The sequence below is a fragment of the Variovorax sp. LjRoot290 genome (assembly GCF_964253985.1).
Taxonomy (GTDB): Bacteria; Pseudomonadota; Gammaproteobacteria; order Burkholderiales; family Burkholderiaceae_C; genus Variovorax.
Genome location: NZ_CAXURW020000003.1, coordinates 256,095 through 276,895 on the forward strand (window position 1 = coordinate 256,095; position 20,801 = coordinate 276,895).

The following is a 20,801-nucleotide window of genomic DNA, read 5'->3' on the forward strand; positions in this document are numbered from 1 at the left end:
TTCGCTGCACCGGCAGGTGCCGACTACTACTAAGTGAATATGCGCGAGATGCAAACTACACGATCTGTGCAACTTTTTTGAGCTGTGACCTTTCGCGTTTTATGTCCGCACCGATACTATGAATCGTCATTAATTCTTTTGGATGGTTACATGAAGAAGAAGGTTCTCTCCCCCATCGTTCTGGCTCTGGCAACCCTCGCGCTGGTTGCTTGCGGCGGTGGTGGTGGTGGCGGTGATTTCGCCGGTGTTCCGATCGCAGCGACCCCGACAGCTCCAGCTGGTGACCCCGCTGGCACTCCCCAGCAGCCGCAGAATCCGAACGGCGAACAGCCGGCCGTCCCACCCGAGCCGACGTCCGGTGACTCCACGCTCGTAACGAGCATCAATGCCGCCAGCTACACCGGCGGTTCGGAAGAGCTGGCAGCTTTCACGCAGCTCAACGCCGAGCGTCAGAAGTGCGGCTTCGGTCTGCTGCAACAGAGCACGCAACTGGATACTGCCGCGACTGGTCATGCGAACTACCTGCTCCGCAACAACATGGCCGGTCATTTCCAGAACCCTGCCGACCCGTTCTTCACCGGCAACAACGCGCTCGACCGCGCCAATGCTGCTGGCTATTCGCCGGCACTCGTGCTGGACGACAATTCAGACACCACCGGCGCCGGCGCAAATGTGATCACGGGACGTGGCCTGGAAGCCCTCCGCGGCCTCTTGAGCGCTCCGTACCACTCGCTGAGCCTCCTGAGCCCGGAGCTTGACGTCGGCATCTCGATCATGAGCAGCGACACGACCGGCACGACCGGTACCCACGGTCCTCGCTCGATTTCACAGTTCAACCTGGCCCTCGCTGCGGGTTCGTCATCGCAGAAGCCCAACAGCGCGGCGGTGCAAACCTTCCCGTGCCAGGGTACGGTCGGCACCGCACACACGCTGCGTAACGAGAGCCCGAACCCGATTCCGGGTCGTGACTTGAACGCCCTTCCGATCGGACAGCCGATCATGGTGGCGGTGCGTCCGGGCCAGGGCATCGCAATCTCGAGCGCTTCACTGAAGGTGAAGTCGAGCGGCGCGGTCGTCGCACTCCGACCGGTCATGACGAAGCAGAACGACCCCAACGGCATGCTGAACCCCAGCCAGGCCGTGCTCATGCCTGACGCGCCGCTGGCGCCGAACACCGAGTACGAAGTCAGCCTGGTCGGCAACAACACCACGCTGACCTTTGACGGCACGAACTGGAACAGCACTGGCACGAACCCGGCGATCACCTCCAATTCGACTGGTGCCTTCAGCAAGACGTTCACGTTCACCACGGGAAGCTAAGCGGCCGCGCCGCCCTTCACCGTCTGTCGCCATCCCTGAGAAGGTCGAATACCTTCTCGCGGATGGCGTATTTCATTGGAGCAACGAAATGATCAATGTGGGGATCCTGGATGAACGGCCCATCGTTCGTGCGGGACTGGAACTCTTTCTGGGCGAAGATCGGGAACTGACGTTCGCCGGCCACACGGGCGATTCAGACGACATGCGCCGCCTTGTGCAGGCCCACGGGCTTCACGTACTTGTCTGCGCGCTTCAGAGCTCGGTGGACGCGATCATGTCGACGCGTGAAGAAGCGCCCGATCTCGCGATCCTCCTCCTCTCGGACGGCCCCGCGGACGAACTGGTTCTGAAGGCGATACGCATGGGCGCGAAGGGTCACCTCCAGACCGACGCCCGCCGCGCCGACTTCGTTGATGCCATCCGCACTGTCGCCAGCGGCCGCACCTACCTTTCCGCATCACTTGCCGCGGAGCTCATCGGCAAGGAACAGCCTGCGGCCAAGTCTCCGCATGAAACGCTCTCGGAACGAGAGTTCCAAGTGTTCATGAAGCTGGCTCAGGGGAGGAGCGCCGGCGAAATTGGCAAGGCACTGACCCTCAGCGTCAAAACCGTGGCGACCTACCGGAGCCGGGTCATGGAGAAGATGCAGCTGACCAGCAACAGTGACCTCACGTACTACGCCATGAAGAATCGGCTCATCGAGTGACCTGGCCGCACGAATAGAAAAAGCCGCCTCGAGGGCGGCTTTTTCGCAGGCCAGAATCGTCTTACCATGGACGCGGATTCACCGCTTGACAGAACCCCGTCCATTGGACTCCACCCATTGCCATGGCGCAGTCCGCGATAGCAAGGTTCCATGTGACATCGACCCGCCAGGCGACCGTGTTCGCAGTGGCCTGGGCATTGTTCGCTCGGTTCCAAGCGTCATTCGCGGTGCCTGCGGCCCAGTTGGCCGTGTTCTGAGCGTTGCTTCCCACCGCGACCGCATAGTTGGCCTGGTTGTTGGCCACCGTAGCGGTCCACTGCGCGTTGTTGATGCCGTTGTTCAGATTGGCAACGATCTGGTTGATCGGCGCGGCCGCCACCTGGCTGCCAGCTGTCGAATTGGCCACCTGGAAGCTCTGGGCTGCGGCGGGGAGCGCGGCGCAGAGAAGGGCGCCGGCGGCCAGCACCTGGAGCGTTCGAGCGACAATTTTCAACTTGAGCATTTCTATCCCTTCACCCTATCCTTGGTGGCGTGCAGCGTTTTTCATCGGATGTACTTTTCAGGGCCATTCCGTTGTGACGTACTCCATACACGAAGTGTAACGCTCATGATACTTAGTCGGCGTAAGTTTCCTAAAGTTGTGGTCATTTTTGCCTAAACCTCGTGTTGGGCTTTTTCTCAGCGACACGCCTTCCCCTCACCTCCAGACCCTCGCGCCGCCGCAGAAAGTTCCCGTACGGAGCGACTAGGCAGGCCGTGTTTTCTGCAGCCTCAATGACGTTGGAAGCATCGAGATGGGTTCGTACCGGCTCATCGCTGCAGATCCATATCCGCTCAGCACCACGATGTTGCGGCGATTCCCCGCTGCCTAGATGCTGCTGGTAGTCCAGGAGCCGGCCAGGAGCGGCGCGTTCGGCTGAAGTGCCCGTACGATGACGACCATGGCCATATCAGCCTTTATCGTGAAGGTTCCCAGCGCCGAATCCGTAGTGGCAGCATTGCGTGAGCGCTTCGATGCCACATCGAAGCTTGGTGTCCCTGCCCACATCACTGTGCTGGTTCCCTTCATGGACCCCGGCGACATCACCGCTGATGTGCTGGAGCAGGCGCAGCGCGCCCTGATGGGAACCACGGCCTTTGCCTTCTCGCTGCGCTCAGTCGGCCGGTTTCCGACGACGGCCTATCTCGAACCTGAGCCCACTGCGCCATTCATCGCCATGACGCAGGCTCTGGTCGAAGCCTTCCCCGGCTTTCGGCCGTATGCGGGCGAACACCAGCGCGTCATCCCACACCTCACCGTCGCGCATGGAAGCGCTGCCGACGCAGACGAGGCAGCGGAAGCGCTGCAGCTGGGGCTTGAACAAGGAGCCGAAGTGAGAGCGCAATGCAGTTCCGTCGCCCTGATTGAGAATTCGTCTGGGCGATGGAGGGAGCTGCATGTCTTCCATCTTTCGCGCGACGCTTCGGGGTGAATCGTGGGACGGTATGTTGAGGCAGCTCGCGGCCAGGAGCCGTCGTACTTGGCGTCAATTTCAGCGTCGGCTTACGTTTGCATTGCGGTCGAAGAAAAGCGAACAGGGGCATTGCCGCCGCCCCGTTCGCTCGTCTCTCGCTCAATGCATTTCAGCAAGCGCCTCCTTGACGCCTTCCTCACGAAGCGGGAAGTCGGCCCCTTCCAGATGCAGCGCAGCCTCCGCAGGCACGGGGGTCGCGCAATCTTTGTAGATCACGCCGTCCTTCATGACGAGCTGGATCTTCGCCGGATCGGTCAGGAGAGAAAGATCCTCCAGCGGATCGCCATCCACCAGCACGATGTCCGCCAGGAAGCCCGCTTGCAACTGGCCGAGTTCATCCGGGCGCAGCATGATCTGGCCGCCTAGCTTCGTCGCCGCCAGCAGTGCTTCCTTGGGCGTCATGCCGATGTAATCGACGAAGTACTGCAGGTCATTGGCGTTGGTGCCGTGCGGCATCCATGCGAAGCCGTAGTCGCCGCCCGGCAGGATGCGGATGCCGCGCTGGTGCATCTTGCGCAGTGATGCCGAGGCGATCTCCAGTTCGCGCTTGTAGCCCATCTGGGTCGCAACAGCCTCGGTGATGCCGTACTCGGCGGCGTTGAAGGTGGTGCGGATGAGCCAGCCGATGCCCGGCGCGACAAAGTGCTTATCCTTAGCCGCCTCAAGCATGTCGAGCGCTTCTTCGTCTGCAAAGCTCGCGTGGTAGACCATCTCGATGCCGTGGCGAACGCATTGCTTCACTGATTCGCTCGACCGCGCGTGAGCGGCCATGCGCTTGCCGTAGCGCTTGGCTTCCTGCGAAAGCATTGCCACTTCTTCCTCAGAGAATGGCGACATCTCGGCCGGCAGGCCGGCGATGTACTCGCCGGACAGGTTGATCTTGAGGTGATCGACACCGTACTTGATGAAGGTGCGCGCCGATCTGCGGATTTCCTCCGGTCCGCTGCAAACGCTGCCGAAGCTCAATTCCTCGAAGTTCATGTGCGGCAGCGTGTTGTCGCCCAGCGCGCCGATGGTGGTGATTTCCTGGCTGCCCGCGAGGTAGCGCGGGCCGGGGAATTCGCCGGCTTCGATCGCGTTGCGCAGCACCACGTCGAGGCGCGGCTTGGCGGCGGCGGCTCCGATGGCGGAGGTCCACCCCATGTCCAGATAGCGCTTGGCCACGCGCACGCACCACAGTGTGTGCTCCTCGGGCGGCATGAACTGGATGGCGGCCAGGCTCGGCTGGTCGTTCCACGAGAAATGCGTGTGGGCCTCGGTCATGCCGGGCAAGAGAAAGCGGCCCTTGCCGTCGATGACGCGGGCGTCGTCCGTGCTCACGCTCTGGGGCGCGCGGGTCACCTCGACGATGCGCTTGCCCTCGACGAGCACGTCGCCGGTGTAGGTGTCTTCGCCCGTGCCGTCGAAGATGCGGACGTTTGTGAATGCGATGCGGGTCATGGCTTGTCTCCTCCGGCCCGTGGTGCCGGAATGGGTTGATGAAAGATGCTGAGAAAAGAGATCAGCGCAGCGATGCGTAGAACTGCTCAAGTTCCTGCATGCAGCGTTGCGGCTTCTCGAAGGTCGTCCAGTGGCCACAGCCATCGAAGACCACTTGCCGCGATCCGGTGATGCGCGCCGCCATGGCGGCCACGTTGGCGGGGGGCGCGACGCCGTCCTGGTCCCCGGTGACGAGCAAGGTCGGCACGCCGATGCGCTCGATCTCCGCCGACTGTGCCTTGGCCAGTGCCTCGCAGCTTTGCGCATAGCCTTCGGACGGTTGGCGCATCACGCTTTCGCGCACCAGTGCCAGCACGGCGGGCTGCTCGGCCTTCGTCTCCGGGCTGGTGGCGCCCTTGACGATGGCGTCGGCAATCTCCTGCATGCCCGCCGCACCACCACGCGCCGCCGCTGCACGCGCCACAATGTTCGGCCGAGCCGCTTCGGGTGGTGCGACCAGCGGGCCGAACAGGGCCAGCGACTTGATCTTTCCGGGATTGCGTACGGCGAGATGCTGCGCAACGACGGTGCCGAGCGAATGCGCCATCACGTGCACCGATTCGACGCCCAAGTCGGCGAGCAGGACTTCGAGCGATGCGGCATAGCCTTCAATCGACAGCGGGTGCGCGAGCAGCGGCGAGCGTGCGCTTCCGGGCAGGTCCGGGCGAATCACCTTGAAGTCCAACAAGGCAGCCAGCAATGGCGTCCAGGTGTTCGACGAACCGCCGAGTCCGTGAATGCACAGAAGCGCTTCGCCGTTGCCGTCGATCTCGACGGCCAGCCCGTTGATAACTTGTGTCGTCATCGTGCTGCGCTTCAGACGAACTTGTTTTCGATTGCGCCCAGGCGGTCGATCTCGACACGCACCACGTCGCCCGCCTTCAAGTAGCGCGGCGGTGTCATGCCCATGCCGACGCCGGCTGGCGTTCCCGTGGCGATGACATCACCCGGATACAGCGTGATTCCGCGCGAGATGGTCTCGATCAGCGTGGGGATGTCGAAGATCATGTTCTCGGTCGGGCCGTCCTGCCGCAGTTCGCCATTGACCCAGCAGCGCACGCGCGTCTTGGTGCCGTCGAACTCGTCGGCCGTCACGATCCATGGGCCCATCGGGCAGAAGGTGTCGAAGGACTTGCCCATGTCCCACTGGCTGTGGCGCACCTGCACGTCTCGCGCCGTCACGTCGTTGACGACCGTGTAGCCGAACACGTGTTCCATCGCCGCGGCGCGCGTGATGTTCTTGCCGCCCTTGCCGATGACCACGGCGAGTTCGGCTTCGTAGTCGATCTGGGTCGAGATCTCGCTGGGGACCAGCACGTCGTCGTGCGGGCCGACCACGCATTCGGGCACCTTGGTGAAGACGATGGGCCATTCGTCGGTTTTCGCGCCGCTGTCCTTGAAGACGGAGGCCGAGAGTTCCTTGGCGTGTGCGTGGTAATTGCGGCCGACGCACCAGACGTTTCGGCGAGGTTTGGGCAGCGGCGCGTCGAGCGCGACATCTGCCACCTTGACGGCGGCGCCGGTCGCGATCGGCGCCGCTCCGCCTTCGGCCATGGATTCGATGATGCTCAGGGCACCGACGGCCGCTCGCTGCGGCGTCAGGTCGAGCGGTTGGATGGTCAGGCCGTCGTCGGAAACAAGTCCCACGCGGCGGGTGCCGTCGGCGATGTAAGTTGCGATGCGCATTTCAGTTTGCTCCTGTGTTTTCTCTCTGCAGTTTTGCGGTTCCGATCAAGGCACCGCGGGGATGAAGCAACTTTAAAAACGCAGCTCTTTTTGCGCTTATCGACGAATCCGACGACGTATCAGGGAGTCCGGTACAGTGCTAGGTACTTACCCGGGTGGCCGTCAAATCAGGGCTCGCCAACGCGAACAATCGCACCGTCAACCCACGTTGGAAGGAGCTGAAGATGGCGGAGGCGTACGCGCTGCACGAGGGGGCTTTTGGCACGGCGATCGTTCTCGAATCCCGCGCCAACCTGGTATCGCACGCCCATTCCGAATCGCAACTGGCGATGTGGCTCGGCGGCAGTCGCGCAGTCGCCAACGTGGGCGCTGAGGTCGTGCCCTACAGCGAGAACGTCGCGCTCGGCGTCAACGCCTTCGAGGCGCACGATATGGTGATGGAGGGCAGCGGCTCCTGCCTCTTCCTCGTCTTCATGATTTCCAAGCAGTGGCTGGACGCGCTGGGCAGCGCAACCGGACGCAGCTTCCGATTTCCTTCGCCGCGCGTTCCCATCAGTTCCGCCATGCGCCGCTCATGCTGGCGGGTGCTCGACCTGATCATCTCCGCCGACAAGTCGCGCCCGGCCATCGACGACGAAGTGGAGCGGCTTCTGGAGGCGGCCATTGCGGCTTCGACCACCGGCAGCGCCGAATCGCCTGCGAGTTCCGTGGGCGTGATGCTTGACCATCGGCTGCGCAGCGCCATTGCCCACATGCGTGAACACGTTTCCGAGATCACAACCATCGATGAGATCGCGGCGAAGGTCGGGTTGTCGCGCGCGCACTTCTTCGCTCTTTTTCGCGACCAGCTCAACACGACGCCTCAGGTGTTCTGGAGCGGCGTGCGGGTTGAGGAAGCCATGCGCCGCGTTGCCGAAGGCGGCGCGCTGACCGAGGTCGCGATGGATCTCGGTTTTTCGGCGCCAGGCAATTTCTCGCGCTTTTTCAAGGAGCACACCGGCGTTTCGCCGTCGATCTTCAAGCGGGCGGCGCGCGATCCGTCGCCTGTGACTGTTACCGGCGTCCCCAGGGAGCAGCAGCTCTAGGGCTGGCGGCTTCGATGCAGTCGGGGCGCAATCCCAAATCTTGTTTCGGTGCGAATCGGACCAACTGACGTGGCTGCTTTCGCCAGCATACCGGCCATACGACAGTCGATGGCGAGCGGCAGCAACGGGCCCTGAACAGTCCTTCCCGCCCTCCAGCAAGCTGACGCTTAGATCCACCCAGGCCGGCGCACAACTGACGTTGCCGATAGAGGCGGCTCTTGTAGTGGCTGCCCTACCATGTCGGCGTGAAGAGTCGCAGCATTTCTCCAGGCCATGCCTCACGCTCACCGTTCGCGTCGATGGAAAACTCTATGCCGCGTTTGAAAAGCTCTGCCACGCCCGATCGCTGGAGGTTCCCCATGTTGCACGAGCGCTGCTCGAGCAGGTGGTCCAGGACGGCCGACTCGTTGGTACGCCTTCTGCACACGGTTGATAGCGAGGGTACATGCCTTATGGCTTGATCAAGGACATGGTGCTAGGCATGCGATGGCAACCCACCAGGAAGGGCCGGCCGCCGAGATTGCCTACTTCGACGCGCCTGGTCGAGGTGCAGGCTGAAGCTTGGCTCGCCATTACTGGGGGCGCAAGTTAGTCCAAGTAGTCAAGAAACATCGGAGTCACTTGCTGGAGGAAGGCGACCTCCTCCGCATCAATTACGCGTGGCTCCAGATCGAAATGGATGAACGTGCCATAGGGCGCCCCGGAATCACGTGTCAGCAGCCGCCCGTAGTACGACTCAACCAAGCCAACAAAGGGGCGATAGCTGACCAAGGACCTATCCTTGGAGACGTGACTGGTCGCGAACTCGCCCTGCTCGATCGCGTGCTGGCAGAAACTCTTCTGCAAGGGGACTGCTTGCAACCAAGTGCGGTATTCAGAGGCACGGTCAAAAACGTGCTGCGCCTTCAATGAATCGCCGCTCAGTTTGTAAATGGCAGTGTATCGGTACTGAGTCCTGTCATTGAGCATCGCCAAAGCATGGCGAACTCCATGGGCAGCAAGCGCGCGGCGAACCGCAGCCGCCTGCACGGGCAAATCAAACTCAGACATCGGGGAATTTCGTTCTAGGCGGCGTGCGCAGGAGGCTCAACTCGAATCTTAGTGGCCGAGGAATAGTCGTGCTTGGGTGGGGATATCGAACGTGTGCCCGTAAGTCGGTCGCTTAGGAAAAGAAACGGGTCAGGCACATTCATTCACAAACACCGCCTCGAGAACGAAGCGGTGACGAGCTCGCAACTAGCCATTCGATCCACTTGGTGGCGCTGATCCGGCGCCAATACCTAGAGGGAGGTAAGCAGCCAGTGAAGTCATGTTGATCTGAGGCGTCGTCTTGCTCCGTCACCCAGCGCCGCGGGAGATTGGCGTTAACCCCATGTGCCATGGCCACCGCTGTCATCGACATCCCGGGCTCCCTGCAGGCCTGCACAGCCTGCGCCTTGAACTCGGCGCCGCGTGTTCTGCGGCGCCGCGCCGGCATCGCTCCTTCGTTAGTGTGCACGTGTCCACCGATTTCCGACGCGGCTACGGCGGCCAAGCGGCAGCAAGTGTCGCCGCAGCCGGCGGGCGAGTTCGTCGCCCTGCAGTTGCCACCACCCGAGGCGCCGGCGCGCGACATCCACATCGAGCTACAACGCGGGGCGACGATGATCAAGATCGGCTGGCCCGTTCAGGCCGCAGGCGACTGCGCTGCCTGGCTTCGCGAGTGGCTCAGGTGAGCGGTTGATGATCCGCATCGACGCCACTTGGCTGGCCACAGAGCCGCTGGACATGAGCGCCGGCACGCCGGCACCGACTCGGCGCTGGCGAGGGTCGTCACGGCGTTCGGCGCTGCGCGGGCGCATCACGCCTACCTGTTTGCGAATCGACGCGCCAATATCGGGTGAAGGCCCTCATCCACGACGGGATCGGTCTCTGGCTGTGCGCGCGGCGCCTGCATGAAGGCCCGCTTCGCTTGGCCAGCAGCGAGCGCCACCACCCAGCTCACCCTCACGCGCGACCAATTCAACGCGCTGGTGCTCGCGGCCTGTCGTGGCAGCGCTGGCCTACGCCCGCGTGCCCCAAACTTCCTCCTGTGGACCCGATCTTGACCCGTGCAGGACTGGCCAGCAAAAGCGGTCAGATGGGTGAGGCCCAACCCTTCTGCAGTTCACGCCGTTCCCATTCTCTATGTAGCCGACCGATGGCTTCGGCGAAGGCCATGAGCTCATCCGAGATCGGCGCTCCCGGCGCCAGTACCCCAGCATCCTCTGCGAGCCCTTGATAGGTCTCACGCGAAAATTCGGGTGCTGTTGGCCGTTGAGTGCTTAAGTTTTGCATCTGAAATTAGGGGAGAAAGCCAAGTGGCTGAAGGTTCATCGCAGTAAGCGCCATTAGCTCAATGTTGTATGTAGGAACACGCGCACGGTCTCCGTGGCCTGCGATATCGTCGCCCAGCCGGCGCGCTGTCAGCGTCTCGTCGGTCCAGGATGCTGTGCCGACTAGGACGGCCATGGTTGCACTTAGTCGGGAATGCTCTGAAGCTCGGCAAGGGTCGTGCGAAGCTTGCCGAGCGCCAGCACCGCCGCTGCGAACTCGCCTGACTCGACGCCTTGCTGGCTTAAGGACTCCAAGACAAACCGCTCGAAAGCATTTCCCACCTCGCCTTCAAGCATCTCATGATCTTCCAGAACGGCATTCCCGAGCATCAAGAGCTCAGCCAAGGCTCGCGCTGGCCGGCGGTGTGATCGCTTGAAGTCAGCTCTCAGAGCCGTGATCTCATAACTCGTAATGGTCATGGTCGGCAGAACTCACTCTGGTGCTCAGGGAACTCATTCTGCAGGCTTCTCTACTCAGCGCAACCTGCGGCTTGAGCCACTCAATGGCCCTCCTCGGCTGGAGTCGGGTGATCTGAAGACTTTGGACTTCATGCCGTCATGCAGCCCTCCCAGCATGCGCGCTGACCATGGCCAATTTCGCCAGAAACGCACGTTTTCGTGTAGGACCGAACCCCAAATACAGATGCGCCGCCCATCACAACCGTACGATAAGACCTAAGTTCGAATGAGAACGCGGAGGGATTGAAGCATGAGCAAACGCAGCGAAGAGCTGGAGACGGTGCCCCACGACTTGGATGCCTACTCCTCGGGGCCTAGAGTCCAAACGGACGCGAGGACGTTCGCGAACACCGTGGCCAACTTCTTCCGCACGAACGGCAGCGCGGACACTCGCGAATCGATGGTCGCCACGGTCCTGCCATCTGGGCGGGCACCGGAGTTCGTCCAGCGCGAGCAAACAGTGTCGAAGTCGATCCTTTACAGGCACTGGGACGCGATCAACGCCGACGGCGTCACGGCCTCAGAGTTCATCGCGTTTTTGCAGCCCCTTGCCGATTTGGACGGCATCACGGTCTCGTACGCCTACAGCGACGAAGCTGGCAAGGAGCACGTCTACAACCACAGGCGCGAAGACTCCTCGTATGAGAATCCACTTTCGCGAGCCATCCGCGAAAACAAGCTCTCCAGAGAGAAGGCGCTCTCCTTCGCCTTGAATGAAGAAGGCAAGGTCTGGATCGAGAGCAATTTCATCGAGTTGGAGTAGGCACTGAAAGGGCGCTTCGCAAAATCCTGGGAGTACTAGCGGTTGCGGTGGACCCGATCAAGGGCTCACGATACCTTGACGAACAAGGGTAAGGAACTCATGGCTACATCCTCGAGCTCGTTGGATTTGTTGGAAAAGGCGGTAAATGCTATTGAGCAGGCGTCCCAAGATATTTTGGACAGCGAGCCCGATGTACCGTTCACTGCATCGACCGATCTGCTTTCTCTTAGCCCGAATGAAGGAGAGCGGATCCGCAGCAAGGAGGAGGCAAGCTATCGGACACGGCCCACGCTGTCGGCCATCCATTTCTGCCTGACATCGTCCATGGCAATGCTTGCCATTTGCCAGTCACTGATTGAGCAACCAACGACCCAGTCGCCGCGCGAACGCGAACGGCGGTGGAAGAAGCTGGCCTCCGATGCCAAGATAGCAGGTCGCACCGCCTACCGCGCGGCGCTCGTTCTTTCAGATCCTGCTGCGAATGAGGGCCCCGGAGGTCAAGACAGTGCGCCCCCGAGCGGTGCATAGGCTATGCCGACGTGAGGAAGATTGTTTTCACAATGCTCCTGCTGCCCATGCTCTGCGCGGCGGAGTCGAGCGTGAGAGCAGGTCGTGCAACAGGCCATCTCAGCTTTCAGGTGAATGTGCCACCGGCGTTCAGCGTCCTTCAAGCGGCGCCCATCGCGGGCGGCTACGAATACCGGGTATGGACGAACATGAAATCCATTGTGATTAACGGCAAAGAACATCGATTCAGCCGAGTCGGGGAGACGTCCCTATTCGTACCCACCTCGAATGACACCTTCGTTGTTCATGGCCTATAGTGGCAGCCCAGCGTTTGCGCCAAGCTTCTATGCGGCTAAGATTTGGACACCACCACATGGAGACATTGCATGACGCTCGATGAGTACACGGAAGCAGCGAAGAAAATCTATGCGGAGCAGCAGAGCCTCGCGCAGTCGATGTCCCAGCTGGCGCTCTCGGCCAGAGCTGTACCTGCCAACCCTGAATTCGTGGCTCTCATGACGAAGCAGTGGGGGCTGGTGCAGCAATTGGCCTCGCTCAATACGGAGCTGATGCTCGGCATCATGGTCCCCAAGAAATAGGTGCGGGCAACTACTGGCTGCGGCAACGCGAGCCTGCCCGTAATTTTTTGTGCGAGGCATGGCATGACGACCAGGAGCATGTATGCCGAGCAGGAAGACGACGAAGGCGGCAGCGGCCGCCGCGGCGGCGTTGCCGTCGATCCCCGAGGAGCTGATTGACCAGTTCGTGAAGGAGCCCAAGAGTGCTTGATCAAGGACATGGTGCTAGGCATGCGATGGCAACCCACCAGGAAGGGCCGGCCGCCGAGATTGCCTACTTCGACGCGCTCATGAGAGCGACGAGGTCCAGCGTGGGTTGTCCAGTTGCAAAGCGCCCGGGCCCTCCACCAGTTCCTTTGGCCAAACCTATGCGAACGCCCCTTCCGCCGCGGGCACGAGCACAACCCAGTTTTCTTAGTCAAAAATGACCAAAACTCATTTTTAATGTAAATCTGGGGGGTCTCACAGGGAGAAAATGACCACATCTTTAGGAAACCTACGGCGACCGTAGGTTTCCTAAAGATGTGGTCATTTTTGACTAAACCGGTGCACCCCGCCGTTGCGTTTCCGCAGGTGTTTGCCACGTGAGCCGCCGCTTGGGCCTTCGGTCGGGCCGTCACAACGCGCAGTGAGCGCTCAGAACCTGTACTGCACGTACGCCCCCACAAAGTCCCCGGAGCGACCACCGGCTTCCTTCAGCGGCTCCCCAGGCACGAAGTGGACATACGCCGCGGAGAGCGCAAGACGCGGCGTCGGCGACCACCCGATCGTGGCGATCCACTGGTGCCCGATGAAGCGTCCTCGCGTCCCCGAGGTTCCAGCCACCGGAGACAAGGGTGGCGCGTAGAACGCGTCGGCCTTCGACTGCTTCCACAGTGGATTCCAGCCGAGCGTCAGGCTCAAGGTGCGCGTCATCGACAAGGCGATGCTCGGCTGGATGTCAATGAGGTTTGCAGGCGCTGCAACATTCGCGTCGGAGAAGTAGGGAAGTTTCGGAAAGAGCGGATTGAAGGTGCCGAGCGTTCCGTCACGTAGGTTCTTGTCGCCGCTGATGACGTCCGCCTTCAGCCCCAGCCGGGGTGATAGAGACACATTCGCGAAGGTGTAGCCGGTGTCCGACGAGATGGTCCAGGCGCGAATGTCGGACCTGCCGAAAGACCCGAACTGAAAAGCCGCCTCTACATTCCAATCGAAGCCAGCTTGATGCCCGAACAAACGAGCGCCGATGGTGTGACGACGCTCCGTTGCGGTTCCCTGTGCAAAACGGGCATTCTTGCGATCGAGCCCGAGGTAGTAAAAGTCCGCCTTCAATCCAGGGACGGCGGGGATCGCCGTCGTGGCGTAGACACCTCCGAAGTCCTGATTCCGATCGCGGCGATCGTCGAATGTCCCGGATCGAGGCGCAACGGGTTGCACCGCGAAGGCGTCGACCCGGAAATCTTGGGACCCAACCCATGAGACACGCACCCCATCGAAGGAGCGCCTGATGTTCGGGCCCTCTCTGACAGAAACGAGCCGCGAAGATCCGAAGCTCATCTCCTGGCGCCCTGCTCTCAGCACAACCTGTGCTCCATCGAGTGGAAGCGTGAGCTCGCCAAATCCTTGCAGAAGGTCGAGATCGTCCTCCTGCGTGGGTGGCGGCGTGCCGGCCCACCCCGGTGCAGAACCGCTCGCGAGCTCAATGAAGTTTCGAAAGTTCGGGCCCAGGTGAAGGTCGGCGAACAGAAATGCCCGGTAAAGGAAGTAGCCATCGCGTGGCGGCGACTCGAGGCCGAAAACCGGGTTCCGCAAGTACTCGTACCCTGCGCGCAATTCTCCACCGAAGGTCGCATACCATGTTCCCTCGTGGTTCAAGGGCACCCACTTGAAGCGGTCGAGAACACCAGTGCGTCTGGCAGGATCGCGCATCGCGGTCCAATCCTCGTCGAACCGGGAGCTCGTGTAGGTTGGACGCGAGTCTGGATCCTGCGCCACTGCCGATGGGCCGAAGCCCATCGACAGCGCTGCCAGCAACAGCGCCACTCGCGCGGACGGTTTTACGTCAGAGGCCATCAATTTCTCGGAATCAGCTCACCCTCGACCGAGCCCCAACGGTGGGAATGGCGACCCAGAGCACCGAGTCGGATGCGAAGGCAAGCGCCAGCACGACAAGCCATGTCATCCCGATGGCGATCGTCGCGCGCCCGACGGGGATTTCTACTTACCGCCGTAGCCTTCACCATATGAGGGCAGTTGACTCGACTTATTCGCCTTCGCGACTTCGGCGCGGCGCGCCTGTCGCGCAGCCGTGCGTTCGGCGCGCGGCACCTTCGCCCTGGCCTCCGGCTCGGGGTTGCCCTCGCCGGGCTTGAACTCACGCGCAGCCTCCGCACCTTCCGGCTTCCTCGCCTGCCTTGCCGCGGCGCGCTCCGCACTAGAGACCTTGGCCCTCGGCTCGGGCTTTGGATTGCCCTCGCCCGGAGTGAACTCGCGTGCGGCTTGGGTGCCCTGGGCTTGGCGTTCTGCGCGCGCGGCTGCCTTGTCCGTTGGCACGGGCGCTACCGTTTGCGCATTGGCGCCGAACGCGGCCAGCTGCATGATCACGGTGCTAAATGCCCAGAAAAATGTTTTCATATCGAACTCCAGTAGTTTCAAAAAAAGACCTGCGCCATCGTTCCGGGACCAGCCTTCATGATGAAGAGATCGGCGCGGGCAACGTTGAGGACCGAAGCCGGAATGGACGTCATCCCGTTCGACCGGCGCACGCTCTTGGAGCCAAGCGTGGGGAGGCTGCGAACCATTGCGCAGCCCACCATCCGTCCAAGGCTGGGGACAACTCTGCTAGCCCCTTACGCGTACCTTCGCCAACAGTGAGACCTTCGACCTCCAGTGGGGGACGGCAAACCGAAGTACCGTCCCAGTCGCTCACCATAGGCGCGCTGCATACGTGCGGCCGGCGAAACGCCTACGCCTCGATGAACGCGAGCAGGTCAGCGTTCACCCGGTCCTTGTGGGTGGTGCAGGTGGCGTGCGGCGCGCCGGCGTAGACCTTGAGCTGGCTGCCCTTGATCATCTCGGCCGCAAGCTTGCCGGTGGCCTCGATGGGAACGACCTGGTCGTCGTCGCCGTGGATCACGAGCGTGGGCACGTCGATCCTGGCCATGTCGGGGCGGAAGTCGGTTTCCGAGAACGCGGTCACGCAGTCGAGGGTGGCCTTGATCGAGGCCTGCAGCGCAATCTGCAGCGTCTGCTTGAAGATGCCCTGCGACACCTTGGCGCCGGGGCGGTTGGTGCCGTAGAAGAGCGTGCTGAAGTCATCGAGGAACTGCGCACGATCGGCAGCCAGCCCGGCGCGGATGCCTGCGAACACTGATGCGTCGGGGCCCACGGGGTGGTCGGCCGTCTTCATGAACAGCGGCGTCACGGCACTGATGAGTGCGAGCTTGGCCACGCGGGCGCTGCCCTTGCGCGCGATGTAGCGCGTCACGTCGCCGCCGCCCATCGAGAAGCCCGCGAGGATCACTTCCTTCAGATCGAGCTTCTCGACCAGCTCGGCGATGTCGTCGGCGAAGGTGTCGTAGTCATAGCCTGTCCACGGCTGGCTCGACCGGCCGAACCCGCGGCGGTCGAACGCGATCACACGGTAGCCGCGTTCTGCGAAGAACAGCATCTGGGCGTCCCACATGTCCGCGCTGAGCGGCCAGCCGTGGCTGAAGAGGATGGGCTGGCCCGAACCCCAGTCCTTGTAGTAGAGCTCTGTTCCGTCGCGCAAGGTGAGTGTGGTCATGGTTTTTACAGTTGAATGAAGGGAAGGCAAAAAGGTGGATGGCATCAGCCCTGGCGCACCGACTCGAACAGGAACCAGGTGCGTCGCTCGGCCTCGTCGATCCAGTTCTCCAGCACGCTGGCGGTGGCGACGTCGCCGTACTCGTCGCACAGCGCATGAGTGGTGCGCATGAAGCCGGCCAGCCGCTGGTTGTCTTCGCGCAGCTCGGCCAGCATGCCGATCGGTGTCACGAAGTCCGCATCGTTGTCCGAGAGTCGCTGCAAGCGGGCGGCATGGCCGGTCGAGCGCAGCGTAGTGCCTCCCAGCTTGCGAACGCGTTCCGCAATGGGGTCGACGGTGGCGAAGATCTGGTCGGCCTGCTCGTCCAGCAGCAGGTGGTAGTCGCGAAACGACGGGCCCGACATGTGCCAGTGGAAGTTCTTCGTCTTGAAGTAGAGCGCGAAGGTGTCCGCGAGGAGCACGTTGAGTCCCGCGGAGATGTCGCGCGTGGCGTCCGCGCCCAGGTCGCTCGGGGTGTGCAGCGGGGCAAGGCGCCGCTTCTTGGGGGTGTTGACGGTCGTGGGGTCGGCCATGTTTTTCCTTTTGGATTGGCAGAGACTAGAGAGCGAGAAAGTGATGCACTTCGGGCTTGCCCGGCCCAATGTGGAAACGGATGGCTTCGGCTTGCAGATCCGCATCGGCGTGCGACACGCGGCGGTGCTGCCGCATGTGCTCGGCCCATGACTCCACCAGGAACCACTCCATCAGGCGTTCGGGGTCGCCCGTGTCCTCGGTGATGCCCCAGGCGTAGGCGCCGTCGCGCCGCCGCTCGAGCGACAGGCGCTGCATGGCCTGCACGAAGGCCGGCTGATCTTCCTTGCGCACGCGGTACTCGACTTGCACCATCACCGGTCCGCGGTCGTGCGCCACCGGTTCGGCGAGCAGCGGTTCGGGCCAGTGATTGGAGGGCTGCAGGTCCGCCTCGCCCGCCGGCAGCTTGATCCGATGGAAGACGATGGCCACCGCCACCAGCCCGATCGCGCCGACGCCGAGCGCCATCGGCACGCCGATCTGCTGCGCCACCAGGCCCCAGCCCAGGCTGCCGGCGGCCATGGCGCCGTTGAACACGGTGAGGTAGACCGCCAGCCCGCGGCCGCGCACCCAGTTCGGCAGGATGCCCTGCGCCACGCCGTTGAGGGTGGTGAGCGCGATGATCCAGCCCACGCCGAGCAGCAACAGCAGCCCCACGGCCACCCATTGGGGCGGGGCAAGGACCAGGGCGCCCATGACCGCAGCGGCGATCAGCGAGGCCAGCAGCACCAGGCCGTCGGCATCCAGGCGCGCACGCAGGCGCGGCAGCAGCACCGCGCCCAGGATGGCGCCGGCGCCCACGGCGCCGAGCAGGAGCCCGTAGAAGCCGGCCGAGCCGCCCAGCATCTGCCGCGCCACCAGCGGCAGCAGGGCCCACACGGCGCTCGCGAACAGGAAGAACACCGCCGCGCGCAGCAGCACCACGTGCAGCTCGCGGCTGGCACGCGTGTAGCGCAGGCCGGCCTTGAAGGCCCCGAGGAAATGCTCGGACAGCCCGTTCGCTTCAGTGGCGGCGGGCCGGCGCCACCACAGCAGCGCTGCGATGACGAACACGTAGCTCAGCACATCGACGCCATAGGTCAGCGCCGCGCCGAAGCTCGCGAGCAGCAGGCCGCCGGCGGCCGGGCCGATGGCGCGCGAGACATTGATGCCGAGCGAGTTCAGCGCCACGGCGCTCTTTAGTTCGGCGCGCGGGACCAGCTCCGGCACGATGGACTGCCAGGTCGGCCCCATGAGCGCGGCGCCGATGCCGCCGACGAAGGTCAGGCCGATCAGGTAGCCGACCGTGAGGGTGCCGGTCTGCGCCAGCACCAGCAGCGTGCCGCTGACCGCGGCCAGCACCAACTGCACGAAGATCAGGAAGCGCCGGCGGTCGAGGATGTCCGACAGCACGCCCGCGGGGATCGCGAGCAGGAAGATCGGCAGCGTCGCGGCGGTCTGAATCAGCGCGACGGCGGTCGGGCTGGGCGACAGCTCGGTCACCATCCAGGCGCTGGCGACATCGCGCATGAAGCTGCCGATGTTGCCGAGCACCGTGGCCGCCCACAGCACGGCGAACACGGGCTGGCGCAAGGGCGCGAAGCTGCCTGGGGGCTTGGCGGCGGCGGACGCGGGCGAGCTCATGCGCGCCCCTCGTGCCGCTGCTGCAGGTCATGCCATGCAACGAGCACGAAGCCGCCGACCAGCCCCAGGTGTTCGAAGAAGGAGTTCGCGGCCATGAAGCGTTCCGGCGGCGCCATCTCCCAGAAACGCAGCGCTACGAAGGTTGCGAACAGCGTGAAGCCGGCCAACGCCAACGCGCCCAGCCAGCGATAGAAGCCCGTGAGGATCAGCACCGACGCGCCGAGCTCGAGCACGATGACAGCGATGGCGAGCGGCGCCGCGGGCGACAGGCCGAAGTGATTCATCTCGGCGATCGCCGCCGGGAAATCGATCGCCTTGTTCAAGCCCCCTTGCAGGTAGGCCGCACACAGGCCCAGCAACGCGAGCCATCGCACCCAGGGCGCGGTGAAGAGATTGCGCATCGCAGCCATCACACCGCCCAGCAGGCGCAGCCGAGCGCGCCCCAGAAGCTCTTGAGGTCGGCGATAGGCAGCTTGCTGCTCCACGCCGTCGCGTGCCGGTGGCCGTGGACATTGCAGTCGTTGGCGCAGCCGCAGGACATCGCGGCCTGGCGCAAGGTCTTCTGCAACGGCGCGCCCTCCTTGTCGCCCCAGCCCGCGTAGCCGCCGAAGGCGCGCACCGGCGACCAGTCGGGCATGGCCGGCGGCGGCCTGCCCTCGTCGTGCGCCGCGAACGCGCCCGCGCCATAGACCACCTTGCCGCCCACCATCGTGAGCAGCGCGGTGGTGTCGGCGATCTCCGACTCGGGGCAGGCGAAGAAATCGCGGTCCGGCACGATGAGATCGGCGAACTGCCCAACCTCGATGCGCCCTTTCTTGCCCACCTCGTTGGAGAACCATGTGGCGTTCTCGGTCCACAGGCGCAGCGCGGTCTCGCGATCCAGGCAGTTGCGCTGCGGATAGAGCTGCATGCCGCCCACCGTCCTGCCGGTGACGAGCCAGGAGAGCGAGACCCACGGGTTGTAGGAAGCCACGCGCGTGGCGTCGGTGCCGGCCGAGACCTTGACGCCCTTCTCCAGCATGCGCTTGACCGGCGGCGTGGCCTCGGCAGCGCCGGGCCCGTAGCGCTCGACGAAGTACTCGCCCTGGTAGGCCATGCGGTGCTGCACCGCGATGCCGCCGCCCAAGGCGGCGATGCGGTCGATGGATTGCTCGGAAATGGTCTCGGCGTGGTCGAAGAACCAGTTGAGGCCTTGAAGCGGGATGTCGCGATTCACCTTCTCGAACACGTCGAGCGCGCGCGTGATGGTCTCGTCGTAGGTCGCGTGCATGCGCCAGGGCCACTTGTTCTCGGCCAGGATGCGCACCACCTCCTCGAGCTCGCCTTCCATCTCCGGCACCATGTCCGGCCGCGGCTGGCGGAAGTCCTCGAAGTCGGCGGCCGAGAACACCAGCATCTCGCCGGCGCCGTTGTGGCGGAAGTAGTCGTCGCCCTGCTTGTACTTCGATGTCGCGGTCCAGTTCAGGAAATCCTGCTTCTCCTGCTTGGCCTTCTGCGTGAAGAGGTTGTAGGCCAGGCGGATCGTCAGCTGGCCGGCATCGGCGAGCTGCTGGACGACCTGGTAGTCCTCGGGATAGTTCTGGAAACCGCCGCCGGCGTCGATGGCGCCCGTGACGCCGAGCCGGTTGAGCTCGCGCATGAAGTGGCGCGTCGAATTGAACTGGTACTCGATCGGCAGCTTCGGTCCCTTGGCGAGCGTCGCATAGAGGATGGCCGCATTGGGCTTGGCCAGCAGCAGCCCGGTCGGGTTGCCGCTGGCGTCGCGCACGATCTCGCCGCCCGGCGGGGCCGGCGTGTCCCGGGTGTAGCCCACCGCGCGCAGCGCCGCCCCGTTGAGCAGCGCGCGATCGTAGAGATGGAGGATGAACACCGGCGTATCGGGCGCGACGGCGTTGAGCTCCTCGAGGGTCGGCAGCCGCTTCTCGGCGAACTGGTGCTCGGTGAAGCCGCCCACCACGCGCACCCACTGCGGCGCCGGCGTCACGGCCACTTGGCGCTTGAGCATGCCCATCGCATCGGCCAGGCTCCTGACGCCCTCCCAGCGCAGCTCGAGGTTGTAATTGAGGCCGCCGCGAATGATGTGGGTGTGGCTGTCGATCAGGCCCGGCAGCACGCGCTTGCCCAGCAGGTCGATGACCTTGGTCGCGGGGCCGGCCATGGGCAGGATGTCCTCGTCCCGCCCCACATGGGTGAAGCGGCCGCCGCTGATCGCGACCGCGCTGGCGGTGGGATTGGCGCGGTCGAGGGTGGTGATGAGCCCGTGGTGCAGGATGAATTCGGGCGGCTGGGCATCGGCCATGTGGGATGTCCTTGAGGTATGGGGTTGCTGCGCCATCGCCGGCCCGGCGATGGCGGCGCCGAGCGTGCCGAGGCACAGCTGGCGGCGTTGCA

General features: G+C 63.5%; 23 protein-coding genes. 8 read left to right on the forward strand and 15 right to left on the reverse strand.

What is annotated here, in order from left to right; translation table 11 throughout:
- Positions 1-150 precede the first annotated feature (150 nt).
- Both ACSQ9A_RS38695 and ACSQ9A_RS38700 read left to right on the forward strand, forming a co-directional pair.
- Positions 151-1,320 carry a CAP domain-containing protein gene (locus ACSQ9A_RS38695; protein ID WP_436298195.1) on the forward strand — a complete coding sequence of 390 codons (1,170 nt, stop codon included), beginning with the start codon at positions 151-153 and terminating at the stop codon, positions 1,318-1,320.
- An 88-nt stretch (positions 1,321-1,408) separates the two neighbouring features.
- Positions 1,409-2,026, forward strand: coding sequence for a LuxR C-terminal-related transcriptional regulator (locus ACSQ9A_RS38700; protein ID WP_436298194.1), 618 nt, complete (start codon positions 1,409-1,411; stop codon positions 2,024-2,026).
- A 61-nt stretch (positions 2,027-2,087) separates the two neighbouring features.
- On the opposite strand, the gene ACSQ9A_RS38705 is transcribed toward ACSQ9A_RS38700, so the two are convergent.
- Positions 2,088-2,528 carry a hypothetical protein gene (locus ACSQ9A_RS38705; RefSeq protein ID WP_436298193.1) on the reverse strand — a complete coding sequence of 147 codons (441 nt, stop codon included), beginning with the start codon at positions 2,526-2,528 and terminating at the stop codon, positions 2,088-2,090.
- 430 nt (positions 2,529-2,958) lie between these two features.
- Between ACSQ9A_RS38705 and ACSQ9A_RS38710 the strand changes: the two genes are divergently transcribed.
- Positions 2,959-3,498, forward strand: coding sequence for a 2'-5' RNA ligase family protein (locus tag ACSQ9A_RS38710; RefSeq protein WP_436298192.1), 540 nt, complete (start codon positions 2,959-2,961; stop codon positions 3,496-3,498).
- Positions 3,499-3,639: 141 nt separating this feature from the next.
- On the opposite strand, the gene ACSQ9A_RS38715 is transcribed toward ACSQ9A_RS38710, so the two are convergent.
- The 3 genes from ACSQ9A_RS38715 to ACSQ9A_RS38725 all read right to left on the reverse strand — a co-directional run bounded on the left by ACSQ9A_RS38715 (position 3,640) and on the right by ACSQ9A_RS38725 (position 6,705).
- On the reverse strand, positions 3,640-4,980 hold the full coding sequence (locus ACSQ9A_RS38715) for an amidohydrolase family protein (protein ID WP_436298191.1): 1,341 nt from the start codon (positions 4,978-4,980) through the stop codon (positions 3,640-3,642).
- 61 nt (positions 4,981-5,041) lie between these two features.
- Positions 5,042-5,824, reverse strand: coding sequence for an alpha/beta fold hydrolase (locus tag ACSQ9A_RS38720; protein ID WP_436298190.1), 783 nt, complete (start codon positions 5,822-5,824; stop codon positions 5,042-5,044).
- A gap of 11 nt (positions 5,825-5,835) precedes the next feature.
- Positions 5,836-6,705, reverse strand: a complete 870-nt coding sequence (locus ACSQ9A_RS38725; RefSeq protein WP_436298189.1) for a fumarylacetoacetate hydrolase family protein — start codon at positions 6,703-6,705, stop codon at positions 5,836-5,838.
- Between the two features lie 431 nt (positions 6,706-7,136).
- Here ACSQ9A_RS38725 and ACSQ9A_RS38730 point away from each other — a divergent pair, with 431 nt between their 5' ends.
- A complete protein-coding gene (locus ACSQ9A_RS38730) occupies positions 7,137-7,790 on the forward strand; it encodes a helix-turn-helix domain-containing protein (RefSeq protein ID WP_436308023.1) in 654 nt (217 codons plus the stop codon).
- 588 nt (positions 7,791-8,378) lie between these two features.
- On the opposite strand, the gene ACSQ9A_RS38735 is transcribed toward ACSQ9A_RS38730, so the two are convergent.
- Together ACSQ9A_RS38735 and ACSQ9A_RS38740 are read right to left on the reverse strand one after the other, a co-directional pair.
- Positions 8,379-8,840, reverse strand: a complete 462-nt coding sequence (locus ACSQ9A_RS38735; protein WP_436298187.1) for a hypothetical protein — start codon at positions 8,838-8,840, stop codon at positions 8,379-8,381.
- A 139-nt stretch (positions 8,841-8,979) separates the two neighbouring features.
- A complete protein-coding gene (locus ACSQ9A_RS38740; protein WP_436308024.1) occupies positions 8,980-9,267 on the reverse strand; it encodes a transposase in 288 nt (95 codons plus the stop codon).
- On the opposite strand from ACSQ9A_RS38740, the gene ACSQ9A_RS38745 reads away from it, so the two are divergent.
- Positions 9,170-9,505, forward strand: a complete 336-nt coding sequence (locus tag ACSQ9A_RS38745) for a hypothetical protein (RefSeq protein ID WP_436308025.1) — start codon at positions 9,170-9,172, stop codon at positions 9,503-9,505. The genes ACSQ9A_RS38740 and ACSQ9A_RS38745 overlap by 98 nt on opposite strands.
- Before the next feature lie 783 nt (positions 9,506-10,288).
- Here the strand turns inward: ACSQ9A_RS38745 and ACSQ9A_RS38750 are convergent.
- A complete protein-coding gene (locus ACSQ9A_RS38750) occupies positions 10,289-10,564 on the reverse strand; it encodes a hypothetical protein (RefSeq protein ID WP_436298185.1) in 276 nt (91 codons plus the stop codon).
- A 289-nt stretch (positions 10,565-10,853) separates the two neighbouring features.
- On the opposite strand from ACSQ9A_RS38750, the gene ACSQ9A_RS38755 reads away from it, so the two are divergent.
- The 3 genes from ACSQ9A_RS38755 (at position 10,854) to ACSQ9A_RS38765 (ending at position 12,472) form a co-directional block, all read left to right on the forward strand.
- Positions 10,854-11,366, forward strand: a complete 513-nt coding sequence (locus ACSQ9A_RS38755) for a hypothetical protein (RefSeq protein ID WP_436298184.1) — start codon at positions 10,854-10,856, stop codon at positions 11,364-11,366.
- A 99-nt stretch (positions 11,367-11,465) separates the two neighbouring features.
- Positions 11,466-11,894, forward strand: coding sequence for a hypothetical protein (locus tag ACSQ9A_RS38760; RefSeq protein WP_436298183.1), 429 nt, complete (start codon positions 11,466-11,468; stop codon positions 11,892-11,894).
- Positions 11,895-12,259: 365 nt separating this feature from the next.
- Complete coding sequence (locus tag ACSQ9A_RS38765) at positions 12,260-12,472, forward strand: hypothetical protein (protein ID WP_436298182.1); 213 nt, start codon at positions 12,260-12,262, stop codon at positions 12,470-12,472.
- A 615-nt stretch (positions 12,473-13,087) separates the two neighbouring features.
- Here the strand turns inward: ACSQ9A_RS38765 and ACSQ9A_RS38770 are convergent.
- The 8 genes from ACSQ9A_RS38770 to ACSQ9A_RS38805 form a co-directional block, all read right to left on the reverse strand.
- On the reverse strand, positions 13,088-14,503 hold the full coding sequence (locus ACSQ9A_RS38770; RefSeq protein ID WP_436298181.1) for an alginate export family protein: 1,416 nt from the start codon (positions 14,501-14,503) through the stop codon (positions 13,088-13,090).
- A gap of 144 nt (positions 14,504-14,647) precedes the next feature.
- Complete coding sequence (locus ACSQ9A_RS38775; protein ID WP_436298180.1) at positions 14,648-15,085, reverse strand: hypothetical protein; 438 nt, start codon at positions 15,083-15,085, stop codon at positions 14,648-14,650.
- Positions 15,082-15,231: a hypothetical protein gene (locus tag ACSQ9A_RS38780; RefSeq protein ID WP_436298179.1), complete on the reverse strand. Its 150-nt coding sequence runs from the start codon at positions 15,229-15,231 to the stop codon at positions 15,082-15,084. Before ACSQ9A_RS38780 ends, ACSQ9A_RS38775 begins: the two co-directional genes overlap by 4 nt.
- Before the next feature lie 164 nt (positions 15,232-15,395).
- Positions 15,396-16,217 (reverse strand): alpha/beta fold hydrolase, encoded by an 822-nt coding sequence (locus tag ACSQ9A_RS38785; protein WP_436298178.1) that lies wholly within the window; start codon positions 16,215-16,217, stop codon positions 15,396-15,398.
- A 44-nt stretch (positions 16,218-16,261) separates the two neighbouring features.
- On the reverse strand, positions 16,262-16,789 hold the full coding sequence (locus ACSQ9A_RS38790; RefSeq protein WP_436298176.1) for a Dps family protein: 528 nt from the start codon (positions 16,787-16,789) through the stop codon (positions 16,262-16,264).
- Between the two features lie 25 nt (positions 16,790-16,814).
- Complete coding sequence (locus ACSQ9A_RS38795; RefSeq protein WP_436298175.1) at positions 16,815-18,410, reverse strand: MFS transporter; 1,596 nt, start codon at positions 18,408-18,410, stop codon at positions 16,815-16,817.
- Positions 18,407-18,820, reverse strand: a complete 414-nt coding sequence (locus ACSQ9A_RS38800; protein WP_436298174.1) for a DoxX family protein — start codon at positions 18,818-18,820, stop codon at positions 18,407-18,409. Before ACSQ9A_RS38800 ends, ACSQ9A_RS38795 begins: the two co-directional genes overlap by 4 nt.
- On the reverse strand, positions 18,820-20,709 hold the full coding sequence (locus ACSQ9A_RS38805; protein WP_436298234.1) for an amidohydrolase: 1,890 nt from the start codon (positions 20,707-20,709) through the stop codon (positions 18,820-18,822). The genes ACSQ9A_RS38800 and ACSQ9A_RS38805 overlap by 1 nt, the downstream gene beginning before the upstream one ends.
- Positions 20,710-20,801: the final 92 nt, after the last annotated feature.